This window comes from Treponema succinifaciens DSM 2489 (genome assembly GCF_000195275.1).
GTDB lineage: Bacteria > Spirochaetota > Spirochaetia > Treponematales > Treponemataceae > Treponema_D > Treponema_D succinifaciens.
This window is the reverse complement of the sequence record NC_015386.1, coordinates 120,116-143,045: the sequence shown is the minus strand read 5'-3', so window position 1 is coordinate 143,045 and position 22,930 is coordinate 120,116. Positions and strand designations below refer to the sequence as shown.

At 41.0% G+C, this 22,930-nt stretch carries 27 protein-coding genes; 10 read left to right on the top strand and 17 right to left on the bottom strand.

What is annotated here, in order from left to right:
* Positions 1–112 precede the first annotated feature (112 nt).
* Complete coding sequence (locus TRESU_RS13815) at positions 113–442, top strand: hypothetical protein (RefSeq protein ID WP_013700534.1); 330 nt, start codon at positions 113–115, stop codon at positions 440–442.
* Between the two features lie 16 nt (positions 443–458).
* A complete protein-coding gene (locus tag TRESU_RS13810; protein ID WP_013700533.1) occupies positions 459–1,370 on the top strand; it encodes an IS1595 family transposase in 912 nt (303 codons plus the stop codon).
* Positions 1,371–1,733: 363 nt separating this feature from the next.
* Here the strand turns inward: TRESU_RS13810 and TRESU_RS13805 are convergent, their stop codons facing one another.
* From TRESU_RS13805 to TRESU_RS13760, 11 genes are all read right to left on the bottom strand, one after another.
* Complete coding sequence (locus tag TRESU_RS13805; protein WP_148228351.1) at positions 1,734–2,729, bottom strand: hypothetical protein; 996 nt, start codon at positions 2,727–2,729, stop codon at positions 1,734–1,736.
* A 10-nt stretch (positions 2,730–2,739) separates the two neighbouring features.
* Positions 2,740–3,666 (bottom strand): hypothetical protein, encoded by a 927-nt coding sequence (locus tag TRESU_RS13800; RefSeq protein WP_013702802.1) that lies wholly within the window; start codon positions 3,664–3,666, stop codon positions 2,740–2,742.
* 24 nt (positions 3,667–3,690) lie between these two features.
* A complete protein-coding gene (locus TRESU_RS13795; protein ID WP_013702801.1) occupies positions 3,691–6,267 on the bottom strand; it encodes a VirB4 family type IV secretion/conjugal transfer ATPase in 2,577 nt (858 codons plus the stop codon).
* A complete protein-coding gene (locus tag TRESU_RS13790; RefSeq protein WP_013702800.1) occupies positions 6,264–6,527 on the bottom strand; it encodes a VirB3 family type IV secretion system protein in 264 nt (87 codons plus the stop codon). The genes TRESU_RS13795 and TRESU_RS13790 overlap by 4 nt, the downstream gene beginning before the upstream one ends.
* 210 nt (positions 6,528–6,737) lie before the next feature.
* Positions 6,738–7,433: an ISAs1 family transposase gene (locus TRESU_RS15850; protein ID WP_052299645.1), complete on the bottom strand. Its 696-nt coding sequence runs from the start codon at positions 7,431–7,433 to the stop codon at positions 6,738–6,740.
* Positions 7,417–7,896, bottom strand: coding sequence for an ISAs1 family transposase (locus tag TRESU_RS15845; protein ID WP_281054717.1), 480 nt, complete (start codon positions 7,894–7,896; stop codon positions 7,417–7,419). Before TRESU_RS15845 ends, TRESU_RS15850 begins: the two co-directional genes overlap by 17 nt.
* A gap of 24 nt (positions 7,897–7,920) precedes the next feature.
* Positions 7,921–8,286 (bottom strand): TrbC/VirB2 family protein, encoded by a 366-nt coding sequence (locus TRESU_RS13780; protein WP_013702799.1) that lies wholly within the window; start codon positions 8,284–8,286, stop codon positions 7,921–7,923.
* A gap of 51 nt (positions 8,287–8,337) precedes the next feature.
* Entirely contained in the window at positions 8,338–9,201 is an 864-nt protein-coding gene (locus TRESU_RS13775; protein WP_245535743.1) for an ATPase, T2SS/T4P/T4SS family, read from the bottom strand.
* Positions 9,202–9,269: 68 nt separating this feature from the next.
* On the bottom strand, positions 9,270–9,701 hold the full coding sequence (locus TRESU_RS13770) for a hypothetical protein (RefSeq protein WP_013702797.1): 432 nt from the start codon (positions 9,699–9,701) through the stop codon (positions 9,270–9,272).
* A 9-nt stretch (positions 9,702–9,710) separates the two neighbouring features.
* Positions 9,711–11,753 carry a type IV secretory system conjugative DNA transfer family protein gene (locus TRESU_RS13765; protein ID WP_013702796.1) on the bottom strand — a complete coding sequence of 681 codons (2,043 nt, stop codon included), beginning with the start codon at positions 11,751–11,753 and terminating at the stop codon, positions 9,711–9,713.
* Positions 11,754–11,903: 150 nt separating this feature from the next.
* Entirely contained in the window at positions 11,904–13,121 is a 1,218-nt protein-coding gene (locus TRESU_RS13760; RefSeq protein ID WP_013702795.1) for an ATP-binding protein, read from the bottom strand.
* A gap of 130 nt (positions 13,122–13,251) precedes the next feature.
* Here TRESU_RS13760 and TRESU_RS13755 point away from each other — a divergent pair, with 130 nt between their 5' ends.
* The 5 genes from TRESU_RS13755 (at position 13,252) to TRESU_RS13735 (ending at position 15,532) form a co-directional block, all read left to right on the top strand.
* Positions 13,252–13,482 (top strand): hypothetical protein, encoded by a 231-nt coding sequence (locus TRESU_RS13755; protein ID WP_013702794.1) that lies wholly within the window; start codon positions 13,252–13,254, stop codon positions 13,480–13,482.
* Positions 13,483–13,594: 112 nt separating this feature from the next.
* Positions 13,595–13,897: a hypothetical protein gene (locus TRESU_RS13750; protein ID WP_013702793.1), complete on the top strand. Its 303-nt coding sequence runs from the start codon at positions 13,595–13,597 to the stop codon at positions 13,895–13,897.
* Positions 13,898–13,915: 18 nt separating this feature from the next.
* The gene (locus TRESU_RS13745; RefSeq protein ID WP_013702792.1) at positions 13,916–14,545 is read left to right on the top strand and encodes a hypothetical protein; all 630 of its coding nucleotides are present in this window, start codon (positions 13,916–13,918) and stop codon (positions 14,543–14,545) included.
* Positions 14,546–14,944: 399 nt separating this feature from the next.
* Positions 14,945–15,226 (top strand): type II toxin-antitoxin system RelE/ParE family toxin, encoded by a 282-nt coding sequence (locus tag TRESU_RS13740; protein WP_013702791.1) that lies wholly within the window; start codon positions 14,945–14,947, stop codon positions 15,224–15,226.
* Positions 15,227–15,235: 9 nt separating this feature from the next.
* Positions 15,236–15,532 (top strand): HigA family addiction module antitoxin, encoded by a 297-nt coding sequence (locus tag TRESU_RS13735; RefSeq protein ID WP_013702790.1) that lies wholly within the window; start codon positions 15,236–15,238, stop codon positions 15,530–15,532.
* A 90-nt stretch (positions 15,533–15,622) separates the two neighbouring features.
* Here the strand turns inward: TRESU_RS13735 and TRESU_RS13730 are convergent, their stop codons facing one another.
* From TRESU_RS13730 to TRESU_RS13720, 3 genes are all read right to left on the bottom strand, one after another.
* Entirely contained in the window at positions 15,623–16,447 is an 825-nt protein-coding gene (locus TRESU_RS13730) for a hypothetical protein (RefSeq protein ID WP_013702789.1), read from the bottom strand.
* Complete coding sequence (locus TRESU_RS13725; RefSeq protein ID WP_013702788.1) at positions 16,437–16,691, bottom strand: hypothetical protein; 255 nt, start codon at positions 16,689–16,691, stop codon at positions 16,437–16,439. Before TRESU_RS13725 ends, TRESU_RS13730 begins: the two co-directional genes overlap by 11 nt.
* A gap of 235 nt (positions 16,692–16,926) precedes the next feature.
* A complete protein-coding gene (locus TRESU_RS13720) occupies positions 16,927–17,547 on the bottom strand; it encodes a S24 family peptidase (RefSeq protein WP_013702787.1) in 621 nt (206 codons plus the stop codon).
* 152 nt (positions 17,548–17,699) lie between these two features.
* Between TRESU_RS13720 and TRESU_RS13715 the strand changes: the two genes are divergently transcribed.
* A complete protein-coding gene (locus TRESU_RS13715) occupies positions 17,700–18,536 on the top strand; it encodes a hypothetical protein (RefSeq protein ID WP_013702786.1) in 837 nt (278 codons plus the stop codon).
* Between the two features lie 30 nt (positions 18,537–18,566).
* Positions 18,567–19,136: a hypothetical protein gene (locus TRESU_RS13710; RefSeq protein WP_013702785.1), complete on the top strand. Its 570-nt coding sequence runs from the start codon at positions 18,567–18,569 to the stop codon at positions 19,134–19,136.
* Between the two features lie 60 nt (positions 19,137–19,196).
* Here TRESU_RS13710 and TRESU_RS15260 read toward each other — a convergent pair whose 3' ends face one another.
* Together TRESU_RS15260 and TRESU_RS13705 are read right to left on the bottom strand one after the other, a co-directional pair.
* The gene (locus TRESU_RS15260; protein ID WP_013702784.1) at positions 19,197–19,349 is read right to left on the bottom strand and encodes a hypothetical protein; all 153 of its coding nucleotides are present in this window, start codon (positions 19,347–19,349) and stop codon (positions 19,197–19,199) included.
* Entirely contained in the window at positions 19,346–21,118 is a 1,773-nt protein-coding gene (locus TRESU_RS13705; RefSeq protein WP_013702783.1) for a DNA topoisomerase, read from the bottom strand. Before TRESU_RS13705 ends, TRESU_RS15260 begins: the two co-directional genes overlap by 4 nt.
* 343 nt (positions 21,119–21,461) lie before the next feature.
* Here TRESU_RS13705 and TRESU_RS13700 point away from each other — a divergent pair, with 343 nt between their 5' ends.
* Positions 21,462–22,658 carry a hypothetical protein gene (locus TRESU_RS13700; RefSeq protein WP_013702782.1) on the top strand — a complete coding sequence of 399 codons (1,197 nt, stop codon included), beginning with the start codon at positions 21,462–21,464 and terminating at the stop codon, positions 22,656–22,658.
* 56 nt (positions 22,659–22,714) lie between these two features.
* Here TRESU_RS13700 and TRESU_RS13695 read toward each other — a convergent pair whose 3' ends face one another.
* The gene (locus TRESU_RS13695; protein WP_013702781.1) at positions 22,715–22,927 is read right to left on the bottom strand and encodes a hypothetical protein; all 213 of its coding nucleotides are present in this window, start codon (positions 22,925–22,927) and stop codon (positions 22,715–22,717) included.
* Positions 22,928–22,930 lie beyond the last annotated feature (3 nt).

Here is a 22,930-nt window from a genome sequence, read left to right as displayed (position 1 = left end):
CAGACAAAATCGCCTTGCTGGTTTTTCTGCTAGAACTTCTAAAGTTCATACTTGACCTGGTTTCTAAGCTGTCTGCTTAGTTTTCCACCGTTCATAGATACCGCCAATATCTATGAACGGTTTAAAAATAATCAAATTATATAGGAGTGTCAATAATGAACAGAATGGAAAAAATACTGATAGCAATTTTAATTCTTCAAGTTTTGGATATTGCGTTAAGGTTTATAATGTAGGTGATTTTATGGAAAAAACAACACAGCACGGCGGAACAAGAGCCGGAGCAGGCAGAAAAAAAGGAAGCACAACAAATAATACAGGATATAAAAACGGACGGATTGTCATTTCCTGCCTTGAATCTGAGGAAATGGCAATAAAACAAAAAGCAAAAGAACAGAATAAAACAGTAAGCAGGTTGATTATTGATTCTGTTTTGAAAAACTAAAAAGCAGGAGGCATATATGACATTCTTTGATTTTATGATAAAGTTTCCGACTGAAAAAGCCGTTATAAAATACTTTCTCAAAATCAGATATAACGATGTTCTTATATGCCCTCACTGCGGTTCAAAAGTTCGTGTTCAGCACAGAAATGACAATCTAAAACTTTGTAACTGCCATAACTGCAATAATACATTCTCACCATTCAAAAACACAATCTTTGAAAAGTCATCAACAGACCTGCGTAAATGGTTCTATGCAATCCATTTATTTTTGAATTCTAAAAAAGGAATTTCCGGCTTGCAGTTACAGCGTGAAATCGGCGTAACATATAAAACAGCGTGGAGAATGCTCAAGCAGATACGCTCTGCAATGGGAAACACTGATATGTCAAAAGCATTTGAAGCAATGGTCGAAATTGACGAAACATATATCGGCGGTAAACCTAGAAAAATGAACGGCGAAACAGAGCCTTCAAAGCGTGGACGTGGAACTAAAAAAACTCCTGTTGTAGGTGTAAAAGAAAGAAGTTCAAGCCACGTATTCGCAAAGGTAGCACTTCCAAACGAAGAAGGCAAGAAACTTACAGGAAAGCAGCTTTTCAATATTCTTGACAGCGTATGCAAGAAAGACGCAACGGTTCTGACCGATGATTTTAGAGGCTACAATTTTATGAACCATAAAAACACAAATAAAAACAACTACTACAGAATCAGCGTAAATCATTTAGAAAGCATTTACAGCCTCGGCAACGGACTTCATACAAACGGAATTGAATCGTTCTGGGCACTGTTGAAGCGTGGAATTCTCGGAATTTATCATCACGTTTCTGTAGACTACTTGCAGGAATATGTAAACGAATTCTGTTTCCGGCAGAACAACGGAACAAGCTCATTTGATGTACTGTTAAAGCAGGGGATATTTGCGGCATAATTCAATATTGATTTAAATCCTTGAAATGTATAGTATAAAGATAAAGCCTTTCTTTTTGGCGAAAGAAAGGCTTTTGAAACGGATTATCAGATACTTTTGGGAAACGGCAATCTGATATTTATTAACAAAGGGAACAAATGTTCTCGCTTTTTGTATAATATTAAGCATTTATAAGTTATTTGTCAATATGATACAGAAAGCCTCTTAAAAGGATAAATTTAATGAGGTGTAAAAAAAATTACATTGATTTTTATGATGAACATTTTTTTGATTTAATATGGAAAGATTTTGAATTTTAGCATATAATAAAAAAACAAGAAATATAGTTTTGTCGTTTGTAATATTTCTTGTTTTTTTTAATAACTAAGAGTGTGTTAGGGGATAATTCCGTTCCAAAATTGTCATGACATACTGAATGAGCGCGAAAATACAGCAGGCTATGAGAACAATGCAGCAGAGCATGGTCATAATCATAGTCGGAACATGAGCTATTGTCGCAGTCATTTTATTGAAGCCCTTTTTCATGAAGTTGATGTTTTCTTCATCAATCTCATCAAGATCAAGGGCGTAAGCAATCTGATTTTTCTCCCACATAATCTGGCACCCTAATATTGAGACACGCAAAATTGCGGAAGGGGAGAGATAGTAGGAATCACTTCCGTCTGCGTTTTTGAGCCAGATGTCGAGGTCAATATAAGAGCTTGTAAGTACATCTCCGTTTGTTCCGTCAGGCCGTTTTTCAACAAGAATGTCTTTGATTGCCTGTAAGGTTCTTGCTCCGAAAAGACTGTGGAATTTGTTTTTCTCTCGATATTCGTTCACAAGTTCCAGTGCTTTTTTCTTTTCGCTTTTTGAGTTGAATTTCGCAGCTCCGATTTCGGCTGTCAGAGAGTCGATGTAGGAATTGTAGTTCTCAGAGTTTCCAAAGCTGGTTTCAAATGTGAAGTTCTCAAAGTTTGAGTTCAGCTCAACTTCAAGCTCATCTGCCCATTTTTCCTGCACTGCCAAATCCTGCTCAATGCTTTGTTTCATCGAAGTGAGGGAGTCGATAATTGCTTGCTTTCCTTTTCCTGCCTGAATGCCCACTCGGTTTCCTACGGCAGAAATTCCCATTGTGACAAGCGGGTAAATCGACATGAATAGAATGAATAAAAGCCATTTATAAAATGTGTCCCACCAGAAATCACGGACGCTAAATCGGCTGTTAATCAGCTTGAAAGCTGCCCAGCAAAGTCCGATTGTTCCGATTGCGAGAGCGTAGTGGCTTCCCCATTTGTAAAAAGTTGAAAGAACGCCGGAAAAATATTCGATTGCCTGAATGACAGGAATATCAATCCAGCCTGTTACTGTGTGTGTCACGAGCACCCCCTTATTTTCTGAAAGAATCTGGAACTTTGCTGTCAAAGGATTCCTGTCTCTGCTGTTCTGCTGCCATCTGGTCAGCCTCCGCCTGTTTCTCGTTTTCCTGAGCGATAAGGCGGCTTGCTTCAAGGCTTGCAAGGTCGTTCACTGATTCTTCAATCGAAAGAAGTCCGTCCACGGTCTGCTGTGAAAGATACAAGTTCGCCTCGTTTGCGGCAGAATCGGTCATATTTCCGTCTGAGTCTGTCTGTGAATATGCAGCTTCAATTACGGCATTGCTTCTGGCGACTTTCTCCTCACGGTTCAATTCGATGGCTTCATCGGTTGCTTTAGCAAGAACTTTAGAGGCTGCGTTTTTTACCTGTGCTACGGACTGCTGAACGAAAAGGTAATTTTTCGGAGAAATTCCGTATTTCCGCCAGATTGAAATTCTCTGTTTTTCGGTAAGCCCGTTTTCAATGTTCTTTATCGTGCTGCTCATAGAATCGCTCATGTAGCGTTCCATCGTTCCGACTGCGGAAAAGAAGTTGTTATCGGAACCGTTCATCCCGCAAAGGTCCGCGAGAGAATAGCGTCCATATCCGCAATCAATCGATGGCGTTGTGATTGTGTTCTTTATGATACGAGCCTGGTTCAAAAGTTTGTTCACACGGCGGTTTGCGTCCTTGATGTCGTTTCTGAGGTCGAAGTCGCCGTCAAATCTGATGTTATCCCAGTCAATGGATTTTGCTCGCTCAACTGCGTGCTGAATCTGCATGTACTGGTTTTCTATTGTCGTGATTGAGTTAATAACCATATCGTACTGCTGATAAAGCTGGTCGAGAGCGGTAAGCCATCCCGAAACATCGAAGACCGAATAGCCGGAAGCAAAAAGATTTGGTGTGGCGAAAGCAAGGCTTATAATTGCGATAGTGATTTTTTGTTTTAAACTCATGATGTATTCCTCTTGGTTTGTTGATTAACAGGCTGCAAGCATTTTCTTGTATTTCTCGAAGTTCACCTGCTTTGTGTCTTTCCCCAAATCTGCAAACTTCTTTCTTGTCTCTTCAAGAATCTCAAAGGCAAGTGGCTCTGTAGTGTTCCGGCCATGCTCTGCTTCAATCCTGTCGAGCATCTCATGGTCAGGAGAAATAAGTGCGAGCTGGAATGGGTCAAGGTCGAGCGTGAACATACGGCATCCGTTCGGATTTTTGAAATAGTAATCGCGTTTCATGGTTGCGTTTGACAATGCAAGGATTTCAGAATCCGTAAGACCGAAATAACGGTAGCTCTCAACAAGTCCCGGTGTCGTAGCAGATTCGTCTGCAAGGTAAATCTTTGTAAGACACTGCTGAGCAATCGTGTCAGAGAGCGAGCTTTTTGCGGCAGCGGCGACTTCCTGTGTTGCGAAAATGCAGAAGACCTTTTTCTTTCTGAGCGTTCTGAGCCATTCCTGAAGGAAGCCTGCGAAAATCGGGTGCTGAAGGTAAAGCCACGCTTCGTCAAGGAAAAGAAATGTGAGAGGTTGTTTTGATCCAGTCGGCAGGTTCCACAGTTTTTCAAGATAGCGGAAGATGTACATGAGGGCAGGGGCAACGGCTTTTTCTGAAAGACGCATAAGACTTCCCATTTCGATTGTAATCAGCTTTGAGAGCGGAAGAGTTGTTTCCTCTGCGTCAAAAATCGATCCGAACTGACCGCCAGAACAATATGGATCAAGTCCGATTCTGATTGTGTTCGAACCGTTTTCTGGGTCAGAATAAGTCGCATACTGCTGGAAAGTCGTAAGAGTTCTGCGGCTTTTGTCTTTCTGTGAGATAAGTCGCAGTGTCTCTGAAATCACTTTGCTCATTTCTGGGGTGATTCCGATATTCTGCTGAGCGAGCAATCCTTCGATGAACTGCTGGCACCACATAAGGCTTTCCGTGTATTCAGACGGCGTACACTCATCGGGAGATTTAAGCTCTGAAAGCGGCTGAAACGCGACTTCATCTTTTCCAGGCTCAATGTAGATTCCCCCGCCACCGACCATAATGGCACGGCTTGAAAGCTGCTTGTCGATACAGACGATGTTCGCATCCTTGTATTTTGTTGCAGATGCCATGAGGAGAGCGAGCAGGGTGGATTTTCCGGCTCCTGTCGGACCAAAGACAAAAGTGTGGCCGACATCACGGACATTAAGGTTCAGAAAGAATGGAGTTCCGTAGCTTGTTGAACAGGTGCAGAGCGGGATTGAAGAGCCGCAGGTTTCTTCTGTGAAGTCATTGTGAAGAAGCCCCTGCCAGGCGGAACTGAGAGGAATAATATTCGAGAAATTCTTTGTCGAGATGAGTGGGCGGCGTATGTTGGCGTACACATTTCCCGGCATCATTCCAAGCCATGCCTGAGTATTGTTGAAAGTCTCTTCTTTTACAGAGAATCCGCATGAGCGCACAACCTGCTGGAGTTTCCGTGCCTTCAGCTTTGCATTTTCAAACTTCTTATCCCAAACCATTAGGTTTGATGTGTAATAGCCGAGGACATATTCTCCCAGCGCGATGTCGCCCTGAATGTTAGAAGCCTGGGCTTCCATTTCAAGTGCGCCCTTGTTCTCCTTGTCAATTTCGACATTCATCGCCATTTCGGTGAAGAGCGTCATTCCTGACTTCCGTGCAGAGTAAAAACGGTTCTGATATTTCTCCGCTTCCTTCGTGGATTTTTCCTTTGAGAGTGGAATGAACCTTGTGGTCCAGCGGAACTCTGGCATTGTGCGGTTCAGAGCGTCAAAGATTGCGGGATAAGTCTTGTTCGGAAAATCCATGATTCCCATGACAGGAGCATAGTAATCCCCGATTTTGAGAGGCTGTGAGTTCTGAACATCCATGTCGCAGAGATAGTTATCAAGAAAGAAGAATGTATCTTCGGGATAAACAAGGTTCTGTCTGTTCAGAGAAACAGTGCTTTTGATGTAAGAGAAAAGTTCCGAGTCGGTGAGACGGTGAATCCACAGCTTTACCGCAAGCGTTCCCATGACTTTCTCACATTCATCAAGAAAATCCTCCGCTTCCTTCTGCATCTTAGGAAAATTGTTACCTTTTACAACCTTGTTTATGACTTTTTGATTCTTTGTCTTATTCTTGAAGAAAAAGCCTGTGGTTTTTGAATCAATGTCGCTCGGAAGCTGATAGACGAAAGTGATGTAATATTCGGTTGTGAAGTGCTCCCCGAACTTGTGATAGTTTTCCGCCCGTCTCTGGTCGATGAGCCAGCCCGCAAGGTTTGAGAAGTCTCCTGCAGGATAGTCTTTTGTCTTGTACCTCTTCACATCGAAGAACAAAGCCCAGCCTTCGTTCTGGGCAAGTGTCATTGCGCTCCTGTTGAAAAGGGATGCCATGCTTGCAATCTCTGGGGCGGACGAGGCTTCCAAATCAGGATATTCAACCTGATAGGTCGTCATAAGTGCTCCGTTTTTAAGAAGGCAAATGCCGGGACTGATGATAAAAGACCACGGAAGCACATATTTGAGTTGGTTCTGTGGTTCTTTGAATTTGAGTAAATCTAATGATGGTATTTTCAATCTGCCCTCCAGACATCAGGAGCCAGAAGCCTGTCAAAAAGCACGGTGAGTGCGTACGGGTCATTCTTGCAGACCATTCTGGCTATTACATATAGAAAGATTCCGATAATTACACACCATATGCTTACGATGTTCATAAGTACGATGGTGAGTACCATGATGAGCATTGCCGGAGTCAGCCCGATTCCAAGAAGCAGGTTCGGCTCAAGCAATACTTTGTGGACGGGAGTTGAATAATCGAATACGGAGATTTCTTCCATTGTTATTCAACTCCTTAGTGTCAAACTGCTGCGACTGGTAATAAGGCAGGGGAGGGCAGAGCCTGTGACGAAAGAGCAGAAGTCACTTCTGTATGCGGAGTGTCCGCCATTGCGATTTCAAAAGAAAGTCCGTCAAGGAAGTAAGAGCAGATGCTCAGGGCAAACGCATGTAAAAACACTTTCTGATAAAATTACAGAAAGTGTGAAATTTTAAAGGAGCCTTAAAACCGTTTGGCGGAACTGGCGGTTTTCCCGAAACCAGATCGTGCGCTTGCTTAAACTGTCCTGTTTTTTATTCTCCGGTTTTTCTGCTTGGCGTAAGATATTTAATGCAAGACGGCGCATAACTGTCATGTTTTCCGGACTATGATCCTTTCGGTGCCTTTTGTAGTCCTCATTGAAAGTCATATCAAGACACCAGTGAAGGCGGTTTTCAATTCCCCAGTGTAGGCGAATTGATTTTTTCACAAGTTCAATGTTATCAAGTGAAGTTAGAAAAAACCTGATGTCTGTGGAAGTTTTTCCATTTACAGTCCGTTCTTCCCGTGCCATGGCAACAGCCTTAAGTCCCGGCCACTCATCTTTATTCTCCAGCCACGACAGGTTCGTGCACAGGTAATACTGCCTGTTTTCAATTCGTCCATGGTCAGGATTACATTCCTTTTCGCTTTTTATAACTCCGTATTTTGCAAGCTCCTTTTCATCCATAGAGAAAAAGTCTTTTACGGCTTCGTGTGTCGTGCTTTGATTTCCTTTCAAAGAAAGAACATAGTCTGCTTTTTTTTCCTTAATTTTCTCGCAGATTTTTTTCTGGCAGCCCATTGCATCGATTGTGATTATCATTCCCCTTATATCAATCAGTTCCAGAAGCTCAGGAATTGCAGTGATTTCATTTGTACTTTTCATCTGTCTTTACCTGCCCAAGAATGAGGGACAGTTCATCTGCCCATGCACTTACAATGTGAATTCCCTTTGCTCCCGTGACCTTGTTTGAGCCGCACATCGTCTTTCCGTCGATGGCAACAATTGTTCTGTCCGGTTCAATTTTTACTTTCTCGTAAATTCCATGAGCCCACTTTATAAAAACTTTCTCGATTTTATCTGCGTTCACATTTCTGAAAACCCGGAGAATTGTGTCGGCACTTGGCGGACCGAACTCAAACTTCACCAGCCCCTTGATGGACTCTTCCGCTTCCTCCGCCCATTCAGCTATGTGCTCAATGTCCTTGATGCCGCTTAGCAGCCCGAACAAAACCAGCAGGAAAATATCAGCCAGTTCAAACTTCCTGCACCTTTTTACTCTAAAATCGTCTATTTCTTCCAGACTTTCTCTTAAAAGCATAATTCCACCCAAGGGGAATTTTACCATTTTGTGCATTTTTTAAATAGTAGTTTAGAGATTTAAACAAAAAATTTTTACATGCGTTTGCCCTGAGCAGATGCTTGAGGCTGAAAGAAGGATAATTGTTCCGATAATCCACGGAGCGAATTTCTTAATCATCTGACCGCCGCCACCCTGCTGACCTGCAAGAACCATACCGATTGCCTCAACGATAAGGGCAACGAGTAGAATTGCCTTTACCCAGCTTGACTGGAAAAGCTCAAGAATTTTGTCTGCCCAGGTGTCGAGTTCTGCGATTGACTCTCCGGAACCTGCGGCAAAAGTCGGTACGATGCACGCTGCAAAGATGAGCGCACAGGCAATAAAATGTTTTGATGTAAGAGCCGATTTTACGGTTTTAGAAAGATTGTTTTTCATACTAAGTTGTACTCCTCGTGTTGTTTTGCGGAGCGTGTTGCTCTCACTCCGCTATCTCAAGTTTTTTGTTTCCAGGATTTCATCCAGCACAGGCCCGTTTTCCGTGGGCTTCATGTGAACCAGAAGCTGAACGCTTTGCGAGACATCGGGAAGCTCCCCCGGAATCACCTCGCGAAGCAGGTCTTCTATTCGCTTAATCATTGAAAGGCAGCTGTCGGCGTGGATTGTGCTTGCGTTTCCTGTATGTCCTGTGTTCCATGCTTTTAGAACTTCATTCGTTACATCTCCGTAGCGAAGTTCTCCGAAAATGATTCTTGAGACATTACAGCGAAGTGCAATTCCTACCGCTTTGAGCGTGTCTTTTCCTGCCGCCCAGATTGGAACTCTGTCGCGGGCTTTGCACTGGATTTCTCCTGCGTCTTCTACGATGTAGAAGCGGTCGTTAGGGGTGAACTCACGCATTTTGTCTATGATTGCGTTCAGCAAAGTCGTTTTACCTGATCCTGTTTCCCCTCCGATGATGATGTTGCTCCGTTTCTGGATATGTTCTACCAGAAGGTCAAACTGTTCCTGTGTCATCCGGCCTCTTTCTACATAGCTTTCGAGCGGAAAGACTTCTGCAGGTGGGCGACGGATAAAGAACATCGGGTTTTCAGTTGCCCGTGGCGGAAGAATTCCTTCAATTCGGATCTTCCAGTTCGGAAGAACACCCTCAACAATCGGGTTGTTCGGGTCAATGGTAACTCCCAGTACGGCTGCTGAGGCATAGATGATTCTGGTTGTCGTGGCATCATCAAAGAAAATGCCAGTAAATTGCTTTCCGATGCCCATGCTCTCAACGATGAGTTCACCGCCAATTCCAATGGCAATATCTGTTACTCTTTTGTCTTCGATGAAGGGGATGACCAGATTCATATCATCTTCCAGGTTGCGTATCCATTTGTCTTGTTTAACCTGCTGTTGGAACCCGTCAATCGAAGCCATTAGTTTTCCTCCCCGGACTTCTGGTATATGTCCAAAACCATCGCTTCCAGTAATCCGCCGTGCTGCTTTTTGAGCGAGAGTGTGCTGTCGTCTAAGAATTTCTGGAATTCAAGTTCAGCGACTTCATCGCTCACGCTCTGACGGTTCGGAATCGTCTTAATCATTCTTCTTGCCATTTCCATGATGAAAATCGCAAGAAGCTCCGTCTTATTTTCAAGGAAACGCAGCTTCTGCTTGCTGTCGTTCAGCGAAGCGTAGATAAGCTGTGCGTCCGAGATTTCGTTGTTCAAATAGTCCATACAGGCAATGCGGACGATTTCAGAAAATGTAGTGTTCTTTTCCGTAGCCTTCTTTTCGATAAGCTCCACAAGCCTTGGAGTGAAGCGGACATTTTTCGTATGGTCGTGTTTTGCAAGTTCGTCTTTTCCCATTTGTTTTCCTTATGCTGTTTCTGTTCCGAACGGGTCGTAATTTGCCGGGACAAGTCGCGATATGCTAACGCTCTCGACTTCTTTGATTGTCTTTGCAATCGGGCTTTCGTCTTTGTGCTTGATTTTGTTGCTCGGAAGAGACTTCATCTGACAGCGAATCCAGTCCATGTTTGGGATTTCGAGGAAAGCCTTGTTTTTGAAGCGAGGGTCTTCGTAGTAAACGACCTTCTTTCCCTTGTATGGCGGCATTCCCTGATTCATTATGATTGCCCTGCTGAACTCCAGTTTCATAAGCTCGTCAGGATTTATGAGTGTTGTGCTTGTCTCCTGGCTTGAGCGGGAGTAGCTTGAGAATCCTGCCTGAAATTTTGTGCCGCTTGCGCTGATGTTATCCAGAAGGACGGAGCGGTTTCCGATTGATTCAGAGAAAGTCCGTGCGTCTTTGATTGAGCCTGGTGCGTAGAGGATGATTGTCTTACAGTGGTCGAGGAATGGATGGTTTTTGCTGTATACATCGACAATCTGATTGAGTGCCTGACAGACAATAAAGAAAGTGACCCCATAACCTGCCAAAATTCCAGCATTTAACGCGATGTCAGGAAAAAATCCTAGGACGGGGAATTCGTCGAGAAGGAAGAGGCAAGGAATCTTGAGCTTTACTTCGTTTGCGTTTGTCTCGCCCGCACTGAACTTTTTGATCATGAATGTGATAATCATTCTGAAGACAGGGCTGATTCGCTTTATGTGGTTGTAAGGCACGATGAGGTACAGGCTGATTCCGTTCTTTGAGTTGATGAAATCATCTACGCTGAAATCTGAATAGGCTGTTGCCTGAGCAAGAAGCGGATCCTGAAAAAGCGAGATTTTGCTGAATACGGTAGAGTAGGTGGAAGCCCGCTCCTTCGGAGTCTGAATCTTGCTTCGCTTTGCAGCTTCAACAATCAGCTGGTGAATCTTTTCGTTTCCGTGGTCAGATTTGATAAGTTCTTCGAGCATCTTGGCTCCTGGTCCGCCGTTCTCTTCGTTTTGATTCTGCGGATTTGCATTTGGGGAAGAGACTTTTTTCTCATCATCGTTTGTTGCGCTTGAGAAAATGTGAAGGACTGTCGCAAGGTTCTTTTCTTTCCACGGAATTGATTTACAGAAACGGACATGAAGCACGACTCCGAAGAAAATTTCTCCGATAGTATCCGCCCAGCCGAAAGCCTCGCTCGGTGAATCGGGGATTTCCCAAATCGGGTTGTAATGGGCTGTATTGTCGTTCGGGTCGAGAGGACGAAACGGAATTACCTTGCTGAACTTTGAGCGGTAGCCCGCAGTCGCAGCCCAGTTCTCTCCTTTTGGATCAAATATAACCATTGAACCTCGGCCTTTTATGACTTTCTTGTGGGATTTCTTGTCATAAGCCTTGTACGGAACGCCGTAGTTCAGGCAGGTCGGAATTACGGTTGAAACGCCTTTTCCGCTTCTTGTAGGAGCAATCATCAGCGTGTTTGTTCTTCCTGAATGACAGATAAGAGGTGCCGGCTTTTTGCAGTGTAGGGTGAGGGATGCCTTCTCGACATCAATCTTGTACGGAATCTTAGCTTCTGCAAGTTCCCCGCAGACAACACCATGACGCTGGAGCATTCCGTAGTTCTTCAAGTCCTTTCGTGTCGCATAGCGGGCTGTTCCGTGAATGTGCTGGTTTTTCTGATGGCAACTTAAGAGGATGCTTGTGATTACGAAAGTCAGTGCCGCAAGCGAAAGGCAGATGAAGGTCGCAGGAATCGCCTGAAAAAAATAGTACGAATATGCGTCATTGAACGCGAACTTCATCATTCCGATGAGGAACACGAGCGGATTGTAGAGCCTGTATCCGTTTTTGAAGATGAAGGCAGGATTTCCGACTACGCGCGGGTCGTAGTTCATGAGAGGTGCAAATTTCTGTGTCGTGATTATAAGCCCTGTGATTACAAGGCAGATTGGAACAACCCAGTTGAGCAGCGCAAGCCATCTGAATATGTACGAGCTGTCCGGGTCAAGTCTAGAAAATTCTTCCTTTTCTTTCAAAACAAATCCTTACCTGGGCAGGCAAGATTTTTGTTTATGAAAGGAGTATATGAGATTTTGAAAAATATTTCAATTAGTACATAATTTATCTTAGAACTAAGAGAAAAAAACAACTATTTTGGAGCCTGACTCCAAAATAGTCGGAAAGAATTAGATGTATTCAATCGGTAGGGAAACTACATCATCGCTTAAATACATTGGTTTATCACACTGACATATAATACAGCCTTGACCTACAGAAGTGCCAGCAATTTTTGAGAGTACTGGAAAATGCTTTGCCATTTCAATTCCTGGACGAGCCGATTTTTTTATTTCAATAGGGTAAAGGGTATTATCTTTTTCAATGACTAAATCTATTTCTCTTTTGTCCTTGTCGCGGTAAAAATAAATTTTTTCTGTTTCATGCCCGGCATTGTAGTATGATTTGATTATTTCGCTGACAACGAAGTTTTCAAAAAGCCCGCCAGCCATAGCTCCGTTCATTGCGACTTGTGCAGAGGTCCATCCTACAAGGAAGCAAACTAAGCCTGTGTCCATGAAATATATCTTTGGAGTCTTTACTGCCCTATTTGAAACATTCTTTTCATAAGGTTGTAAAAGTCTGATTACGCCGGAAGATTCCAGTATGCTTGTCCATTCTGCAATAGTTTTACTTGTGACACCAACATCACGGGCAAGACTATCCGCATTAAACAGTTCCCCGACACGAGCGGCTATGCATTGCATGAAGTTGTGGAATTTAACGAGATTTTTTGCGGTAATAATGTCAGCCACATCCCGGTCAAGATAAGTTCGGATATAAGACCGATAAAATGGTTCCCATTCGATAGATTCATCTGCTAGTTCAGGCATACTTCCCCGCCAGATATGATTCCACAGGTTTTCGTATGGTATTACTGATTTCTTTCGCATTTCTATATAGTCTGTTGTTGGGAGAAATTCAGTATTAAAGTCAATGTTGAATTTTTCTCGAAGAGAAAGAGCTGCCATATTGATGATGCAGACTCGGCCAGCCAAAGAATCTGCAGCTTTGCTCAACAACTTGTAACTTTGTGAACCTGTAAGAATAATTTGTCCTTTTTCTTTTGAATTGTCAGCAAGGAGCTTTATCTGGAGGAACAAATCAGGGGTACGCTGTACTTCATCAACAATGACAGGAAGAGGATGGTTCTTAAAAAATAGCGCGGGGTCATTTTGAGCGAGAGATAGCTCCGTTAAATCGTCAAGGGTTACATATTCATATTCGGGGAGTAGTTTTTCTTTCAGTAAGGTTGATTTTCCAACCTGACGAGAACCGGTAATCAGAAGTACTCGGAATTGATTTTTCATTCTGCTCAGATATGGCAGTATATGACGATTGATATACATATAGCCCCCTTTAAGTATTTCGACTAATTTGGAGTTTAACTCCAAATTAGTCGAAAGTCAATTGTTTTTTGAATTCAATGTCTCGAATATATCGTTGGTCAAATCAAGATTTTTGAGGTATTATATAAATATGAATGATCATAACTGGGGTGGAGCCAGAAAAGGGGCCGGACGAAAAGTTACTGGCAGAAATTCAACCACAATTACAATTACTCTTACGAAAGAACAGGCAGATATGTTACGGCTTTTTGCATCCGAGGAAAACAAGACCGTCAGTAAATTCATAGTCGATAAATTGCACCTTCCCAAAACTCAGATAAATAAATATGAGAAAAAAACTCCAGAAGAAAAGTCAAAATAAATGAAAAAGTGTCTTTCTAAATTATCTTGAATATTTCATTGACTTATTCAAAAACCGACATTATATTATAGGCATAAACACATAAAAATCCCGAACAGGGTAAGGAGTGCCTATGACAATAGACGAATTCAAGAAGGATTATCCGAATCTCGCGTTTGTAAAATCGAAGATACGGATAGAAGAGCTGGGCGGAATGAAAGATGAAAACTTCATTTTTGACGATGATACGCCGACTCTCGTGAAAAATGCTACAACGGTAATGCCTCTGAGCATTACGGACTTTCCCGGTGTTCTTAAATCAATGAGTGCGATGGAAGCAGGTGTTTGGGCGGTGACTAAATGCCAGGAACAAGGATGGGAAATTACAAGAGACAACATTGAATCTTGTCTTTCAAATCTTGAAATGGATTTTTAGGGAAGGAGAGTGTGGCGTATGAAAAAATCATTTGCGGCAGCTTTTGTGATGGTGCTGGTTTCGCTGACTTCCTGTGCAACAGCGAAAGGAATTTTTGGCAGAGATTACACAGTTCCGGTAACAGAATCTCTTGAAACAGTGCAGAGTAGAGCGGAAACGGAAATCAGTGACGGTTCATATCTCAGAAAGTTTAGCACAGTGGATAAGATGAACAGACATCATGAGGTAATATTCCTTGATGAGCAGTACATTTCGATTGACGGTGAGATTTATGCTTTCAAGTTCAATAATCTGATGTACTACGGTCTTGCTCTCAATTTAGGATCAGACAGAACCGTGACTTTGGATGGAACGGACAAGGTTCTTGGAATCCAGGGTTATGCGACTTCTGTGAAAAATCCTGAGCTGACAATTGGATTTATCTTTGCACGGAAACTTTTTGCACAGCCGGGCTACAGCAGTATGTACGAAGCAACCAGAATTGGTGGAGTTTCGTTCTATGCACCGAATGTAGATGACGGATATGTGGACGATTTCGGCAAATGGCACAGATATACATACTTTGATTACTTTGACAGCATCTTCAAGACTACAAAACAGGATGTTCGGACTGAAATGTACCAGGCAATCCAGCTTGAAAGGTCGTAGCTTATGATTGTTACAATAATTTCAGCGATTGTTGCAATTCCTGTATTATGCTTGCTTGCCAGGTACTGGTGGGTGCTGCTAGTTCTTGGAATATTAGCGATGGCTAGTCCGCTTGGAGCTTTGTTCCTGTAATTCAAATCAAAAAGAGGTCAGCAGAATTACGATTAGTGACTTCTTTCCTTTTCAAATCTTTCAAAAATCAATAGTTCAGATATAAATCAAAAATAGCGCAGTTGAAATTATTAAAAATGCTAAAAAAACGCAGCTTGTTTTGAATATGCTTATGAAGGAATATTAGAGTTCGCCTGAATTAACCACAGGCTTAAATCGGCAAGTTCTAAAAGGAAATAGAAAAAATAACTGTTTGACATATACACGCATAACGGTTATAATAAATGTATGATTAAAAGTTTTGCGGACAAAGAAACTGAGCTTATATATAAGCAGGAGTTTTCAAGACGCCTTCCGAATACAATTCAGAAAGTTGCCTTGCGAAAGCTCATGTTGATAGATAATGCGAAGTGTCTTGAAGATTTAAGGGTGCCTCCGAATAATCATTTGGAACAACTTGTGGGAGACAGGAAAGGGCAGCATTCTATCCGTATAAATGATCAGTGGCGTGTCTGTTTTACAGAAAAAGACGGACATTTTTACGATGTAGAAATTGTGGATTACCACTAGGAGCAAACTATGGCAGATTATATCGAAACACCTACAATGGGTGAAATTTTAAATGAAGAATTCTTTATTCCACTTGGGCTTTCTGCATATAGGGTGGCACAGGAAATTAATGTTCCTACATCTCGTATACAGGATATTCTGCACAATCGTAGAAAAATTACAGTAGACACCTCTTTGCGCCTTGCTAAATTTTTTGGCGTTTCTGATGGTTATTTTATGGCTTTACAGGATGATATAGATATAAGAAATGCAAAATTAGAGCTTGCTCCTCAGTTAGAAGAAATAAAAACTTATGCTTATGCATAGATGATTTTTAAGTTTGATAGTGCAGAATGTATATCCTGCCTAATTCTATATACTAGAAAGAAGCAGGCAGAAAAAATCATAATTTTATTGCTAGTTATCTTGTTTTAACTCTGATGCAGTTTTATATTCCTGTGGTTTTGCAGGCTTAACTAAATAAAAGAAAACCGTTAAGGCAACAACTCCGATTGCATCTAAAGTTAAAATTCTGAATGTAAGGCTTATTCTTACTGTTACATTTATTAATGAAACAAGTAATACACTTGGAGCTAATGATGCTAATATCCTGAAAATAAGATAAGAAGAAGAGTCTTGAACAAATTTTATAAAGCAGAAAATAATACAAATACCTAATGCAATAACTGCAGTAATAAGCATAGGAATATTAATGGATATATTTTTACCAATATTATTGTAAATAACGAGAGCTGCAATTATCAACAAAGTTACAATTGCTGTTATTATTATTCCAGGGACATTACACTTTGTCGTTTTCATTTTAGATTTCCTCCTGGTTTCAAACCCCTTTACAGATAAGCCTTCATCCGCAAATTTTTTCTTATACTCCTTGATACTATTTTTTTCTGCATTGGATTTATAAACATTCTGTAAAAAAATAATAACAGTATTTGGGGACTCATAATTAATTTTTTGAGAAAGTTTCTTCAAAATTTTATAGTGCTTTATTACAGTCTTAAATGTTTCCTCAATCGTTTCTAAAAGATCATTTTTCTCTGCTGGAGATAAAATTGAGGATATTTTTTCGCATATGATAGATTCAATATCAGTACAGAATATATCGCCTATACGTACTAATTCAGTAAATAATATGTTTTTTTCAATCTTTTTTGAACGACTTTGTTCAATTAAAACGTTCATTCTAGATTGATATTTAGTTCTAGCTTCATTAAAGTCCATCGATAATCTCTGATAATTCGGCAATTAAAAGACGTTCATAATTCATGTGTTCAGCCTCATTTAGATTTAGACTTGCATATGGTAGATATTTTTCAACACATTCATCGACCATATTATCTGATATATAACCGAAATGAGACTTAATCGTCTTTAATTTACCTAGAAAGTTGTATATTTCATTATCTGTTGGTTCACGATAAAAAAAATATTTTGTTTCAAGTTTTTTAATTAGTTCCTTATACATTTTATTCATCACCTACTTGTACAATTACTATCATTGAGAAATAAAGAAATAATTATTTATTTTAGATTCTGAAAATATGCTTTACGCAATAATAAATTGAGAAAGCCAAAATAATGCAATTTGTTATTTGAATACGGGGAAAAATAGCTTGCAATAGTTTTCCAGATTAGGGTATACTTAAATTTTATAATATATAGAATTAGGTAGACAGAATCCTTATTATAGGAAGTAAAGTCTAGACTTTGTGGACCGAATATCTTACGCGTCCGATTACGATAAAATCATCACTTTCTGAACTTTCAAACATTGGTTCATAAATCTTATTGTCACTGATTATGTTTACGCCGTTTTTGGTTGGCTGGAGCCGTTTTACAAATCCTTTGCTGTTGTAGATGATTGCGTAGATGCCCTCATTTCCGTCATAACCATTGGTGTCGTAGATGATTATGTCGCTGTCAAAAAATGTTGGTTCCATTGAGTCGCCACGGACATATGCTGCTCGGATATTATCGCCAAGGTATTTTAATGAATTTGGGACTGCAACATAATCTTTTGTTTCTACATAATTATCAGGAACATGCTGCCCGTGACCTGCTGAGAAATATTGTTCGCCAACCGGGATATTCCGGATTCCGTCTTTTGAAGTTAGATTTGGATAATGCTCGAATTCTTCCCATGTAAGATTTAATGTTTTTAAGATAGAAAGTGTGTCTTTTAATGAAGGAAGTCTGTCGTTATGGATATTATTTCGGAGAGTTTGCACAAGTAGCCCGGAATTAGAAGCAAGCCAGTCCTGCTTTTTATCCAGTTCTTTGAGTCGCTTTTTAACCTTTGTCCAAAATTCTGCACCTTCCATTCAAGCTACCGGATTGTATTATATATAGTGGGGAAAAAATAATCAATAAAGTTATAAGAAATACTAAAAAAAGTATATTTATTGACTAGATATTTAATTTAAATTACTATTACCTTTCACACTTTTATTGATTCATATAGGTTAGGACAAAGATGGTTGTTGGAAATTCTGTAAAAATACTTGCACAGGGTTATACATCAAAAATTAATAGCTTTAAGGATATCGATTTTGACATTTCATTTCTTGAAAAGAAGTCAGAGGAACAGAGAAAAAACGAATTTCATTTAGAACAGGAAACTTTCAACAGTGCGGAACTTTATAATAAATCGCTTCGTGATATGTCTGGCACTTTGCCCTGCTATAGCTTTCTTGATGTAAAATCTACATTTTCTACGACTACATTTATTACATATAAGTTTTCGGAAATTCGGTCTGTAAGTGAATATTTGTTAAAAGTGCTTTCTGTAATCGACTCTGTTTTGACAGGATTTGTTCAGGTTAAGAAATCATCAATGCTTTCACTGACGAGTGAACAGCATGTCTCTGAAGCAATGCGTGAATTTGAGAGATCAAAACATATGATACATGGACTTATGTCGCTTTTCTCAGATGTGCTTTGTACAGCTTCGGATTTGGAGTATGACAAAAACAATATTAGAATTGATAAAATTATTTATGAGGTAAAAGAATTCCTCAGACTTTCTGTTGCTGTCCGTTACATTCCGGATGAGGCTGTTCCTGATATAAATTCTATCTTTCCAGCGGTTACTCTTTTTCGGGCAAGTGAAATCCCATGTAGTGGATATATTAATGATTTAAGTCTTCTTTACACTGATTTTCGTAGAATAGAAGAACGCCTTATGCAAGTCCTGACCTTTTTTGTAAAAGGTCTCTTAAACCAATTTTCGTTTTATGTCACACCAGAATCTTTCCTGAATAACCCGATGGGAAGGACTATTTTTGTGATGCCTATGAGTTTATACAAGTAGTTTGGATTTCAGAACAGCGGGCTTTATAAAATGGAGTGCCCGCAATATGAAGGATTTTCTCTGGATTACATTATACGCAAGCAGAGTTCATTTCTGAACGAATTGAAAACAATTTTTGGAGATATATATGAACAATCCGAAAAACTTCTCTTCGAATCTCATGGAATTACCAACGAATTTTGTATTTGTGATTTTATAAATATGTATCTGAAAAAGCATCCATCTGAAAGATTTGACAGGATACAGACATTTGTAAAATCACCTGTTGTTTTTGAAAAATTGACAGAGGTTTTGTTGAAAAATTATTCGGACATGATAATGGAAGCAAAGTCTGGAAATAATCCTTGGATTCCAAAATATCACAGTACGGACAAACATAGGGATAAAGACTTGGTTTACTTCCTGCTTCGTTTGTATGACTTAAATCCGTGTGGGCTTAAACGCTTCCCTCAGTCAGAATTACTAAGACTCTTTAATATATTCAGCTATTCCAACCAGCCTGTTAAGTGCATGAACGCACATGTACGGAAATACTATGAAGGGAAATACAAGGTTTCAAAGAATTACGAGAAGAACTTCGGAGTAATTTTGAAAAGATAGAATTGCAAGGCAAGGGAACAAAAAATTGCTCCCCTGCCCTTTTTCGGCTTGATTTATTGTTTAAGGTTCACCGACAATATCATTCACGCTTTTGAGCGATTTTCTGATGTAGCGTTTACCTTTTCCGGTAACAATGTAATAAGTCGTGCCAAGAACTTTGAGTTTCCGAACTTCGTAGCCGTTCCGCGAAAAAAAGAAAAGTGATTCGTTCATGCGGCACCCTCCGAAACTGCGTCCTTGATGTAGGACTTGATTTCTTCGAGGAAAGAATCAGGATTTTCGGACAGTTCTTCTTCCCATCTTGTGGTTTCCGAGACATCGGCGATGTTTTTGAACGGCGTTTTAGAAAGAACTTCAAGCAGCCGTTCTCCTTGTTTAGTAACAAGAAGATTCTTGTTTTCTGCGGTGATGAACTTATTGCGGATCAGCTTCTGAATGAAGGTATGGCGGGTGGCGGAAGTTCCAAGACCTGCGAGCTTCTGATTGTCGCTGTTTTTCGGGTTTTCCATAAACGCCAGGAGACTTGCCTCATTGTAATGCTTCGGCGGTTTGGTGAATTTTTCCTTTACTTCGATTGATTTCACCGTAAGATTTTCAAGTTCGATTTCGCTCAAATCCTGTGCGTCCGATATTTCATTTCTGTTACCAAGATTTCTGGTGAATCTGCGGTAATCTTTCCAGCCGGCGTTTATGACTTTCGTTCCTCTTGTGACAAAGATATTCTCATTCACGGAAAGATGTACGGTCATGTTTTCCATTTCACAAGCTGGGGCAAAAGCAAGCATTAAGCGTTCAAGAATCAGCGAGTAGATGTTGTCATCTTCAACTGTTGCATTTTCAGGTAATGTGCTGAGAGGAATAAGTGCGTGATGTGCTTCCAGTTTTGAATCATCAAAAATCCGTTTGTTGCTTTCATTGATTTCAGCAACTGAGTGAAGCTCAAAGTATTCAGGCGAAGCACGGAGCATTTTGTCGAAAAGTTCACGGCAAAGTTCAACATTGTGACTTCCCATTACTCGGCTAGGAGTGCGGGGGTAAGAAACGCATTTGTAATTCTCGTAAAGCCTCTGGACGACTGAAAGAGTCATTTCTGCAGAGTAGCCGAAGTATGCGAATGCATCTTTCTGAAGGTCATTCAGGTTGTAAAGCTGCGGCGGATTCACAGTGCGCTTGTCGTGTTTTACGAAAACAAGTTTTGCAGTTTTGTTTTCGAGAGAGTCCAGTTTCTGGACTGTGGATTTATCGGAAAAGTGCGTAGAACCGTCTTTCTCAAAAGTTGCAGTTACGCATGATGTGTCATCTGGCGCAAGCAAGGCTGCTTCTGCTTCGTAGTATTTTTCGCGCTTGAAGCTGGAAATTTCCTCGCAGCGTCTGGCGATTTCTGAAAGGATTGCGGTCTGAACCCGGCCAACAGCAAGAACTCCCCCGCCGTTTACCCTGTTTGATACATAACGAGTTGCGTTCATTCCGATGAGCCAGTCAGCTTTCTGTCGTGCGAAGCCTTGTTTGGCAAGAAAGTCATAATCGGAAATCGGCCGGGCATTTTTGATTCCGTCCAGAATCACATCTTTTGTGAGAGCCTGAGAAACCCAAAACCTACGGATATTGTCGGAATCGGTAATTCCGGCAGCATTCAAACATTCCCGTGCGATAATCTCCCCTTCTCTGTCTGCGTCAGTCGCAATCAGGATTTCATCCGTTTTGTGATGTTTCAAAAGCGAAACGACATTTTTTGCGACATCTTTCAGATTTTCGCTTGGTTGGTAAATGAAATTTTCGGGAATGATAGGAAGATTCTTCCAGCTTTTGAAGGACGGATTGTAGGCGGCAGGTTCTGCCAGATTAAACAGATGCCCCACGCAGTTTGCGATCGTAGTTTTTCCGTCAGAACTTTTGTAGCATTTGTCTTTTGCGGAATAACTACAGCCCAGTGCCGAAGCGAAGTCTTTTGCCACGCTCGGTTTTTCGGTAAGTATAATCATTAAACCTCTTCCTGGGCAGGTCGAAGTATGATTGGATTAAGATAGTGATTTTGAGGAAGAGAATCAAGCAATTTGTGATGAGCCAGATGGCGCAAAGTGGCTAAAGTGATGAAAGTTTCTTGAACCAACTGACCACAAGATAAAAAATGTGGCACGGAGGATTCTAATTCCTTGTAATACCTAGGCAGATTTGTGGCACAGGGCATTTTCGTGTGGCACACCCCTATTTTTGCTGGCTTTCCTGCTGTCTTGACCTTTTACTCCCCGCTCCGATACATTTAATCCGACCTGCCCATATATCAATCTGATGTGCCAAGTGGGGCGCACTAAAAACGGAGCGTATATGGAGAATATCAAATCAATTTTTAATCACCCCAAAAAAGAAAATCCTGAGAAAGACACAGGGCTTTATGATTGGCGAAGACCAGCGTACAAAAAAGACGATGTTGGGAACCTGAACAGGATTTTGAAAAATCTCATTAAAACAAAAAGTGCCAGATGGCACAAATCGCAGAATGGCAGTTTTGGAAGCAGCGGTTTTCATGTAAAGTCGGAAGGCTCGGAAAACTCACGAAAGCAGAGAGTCACTTTTAAGATGTCGATTGGGCATTCAAAAGAGGCTCATCTGAAATATCTGAAAACCTATATGCCGCAGACTGAAAAATCGGAAGTCGAGGAAAAGCCTGAATTGTTCGGGACTGACCTTGCGGAATACGAAGCGAATATGGCTAAAGACCATTTCAAATGCATCATCTCGCCGGAAAGTCAGAATGTAGACTTGAAGCTTTTGACAGGAAAATTCATTGAACGGCTGGAAAATCTAACGGGCTACAAACTCTACTGGGAAAGCTGCATCCACAATAATACCGCTCACCGTCATGCACATCTTGCAATCAACGGAACAGTCAAGAACGGACGAAAGGTGTTTTTTGCAAAGGAGATGGTTAAGACGACAATGCGGGAAGTGCTTTCTGAAATGATAACTGTGATGATAGGAGAGCGAAGTTATGAGGAAATCCAAGCTACAAACGAACGGCTTCCTCTGGCGGCCAGATGGACGAGCCTTGACGACAGGTTGTTGCAATATGACGGAAAGATTTTTGCGAAGAACCTGAATCAAAGTTTACAGAATAGGCTTGCGTATTTGACAACGATAAAACTTGCACAGAACGAAGGTGCTTTTTTCACACTGAATCCTGAACCTGAATGGCAGGAAGTCTTACAGGCAAGCGGACGGTATAATTCGTTTCTTGATGAATATCTCAAGCCGTCTCCCCTGCCACTGCGTTTATTTGAAGGCGGCAGCGTTTACGGTGTAGTCGAGAAGACAATCAATTTTGATAAAGATGAAAGCTGGAATGACGCAGTGATTATCAGAACGGATAAAGAAAGAATCTATGTCCCGGTTTATCAGCTTCACAAGGAAAATCTTGAAGGAAAGACGGTATCAATTTCCGCTCCTGCAGGAGGATTAAAGAAGCAGATTTCAGAACGAAATATCCGTGTTGTTAATGATAAATCATACGGATTTGAAAGATAAATGCGATGTCATTATTGGCGGAGATTTCAAGTCAGACTTGGAATCTCCGCCAGTCGTTACAAAGTAAATTCTTTCATTTCATCTTTTGTTAGAGGGCGACCTAACTTTTTTGAAAGTATAATGGCTTCCCTAAGACGAAATACTTTTCCATCGGAAGGCTCGGTAAGTCGTGAGTCTGGCATTGCTTCTCCGAATCGTAGAGCAACATCTGGTTCTTTGAATGTAATAGTATAATTATCACAAACAACAGGTTCTCTGACGCTAATCATATA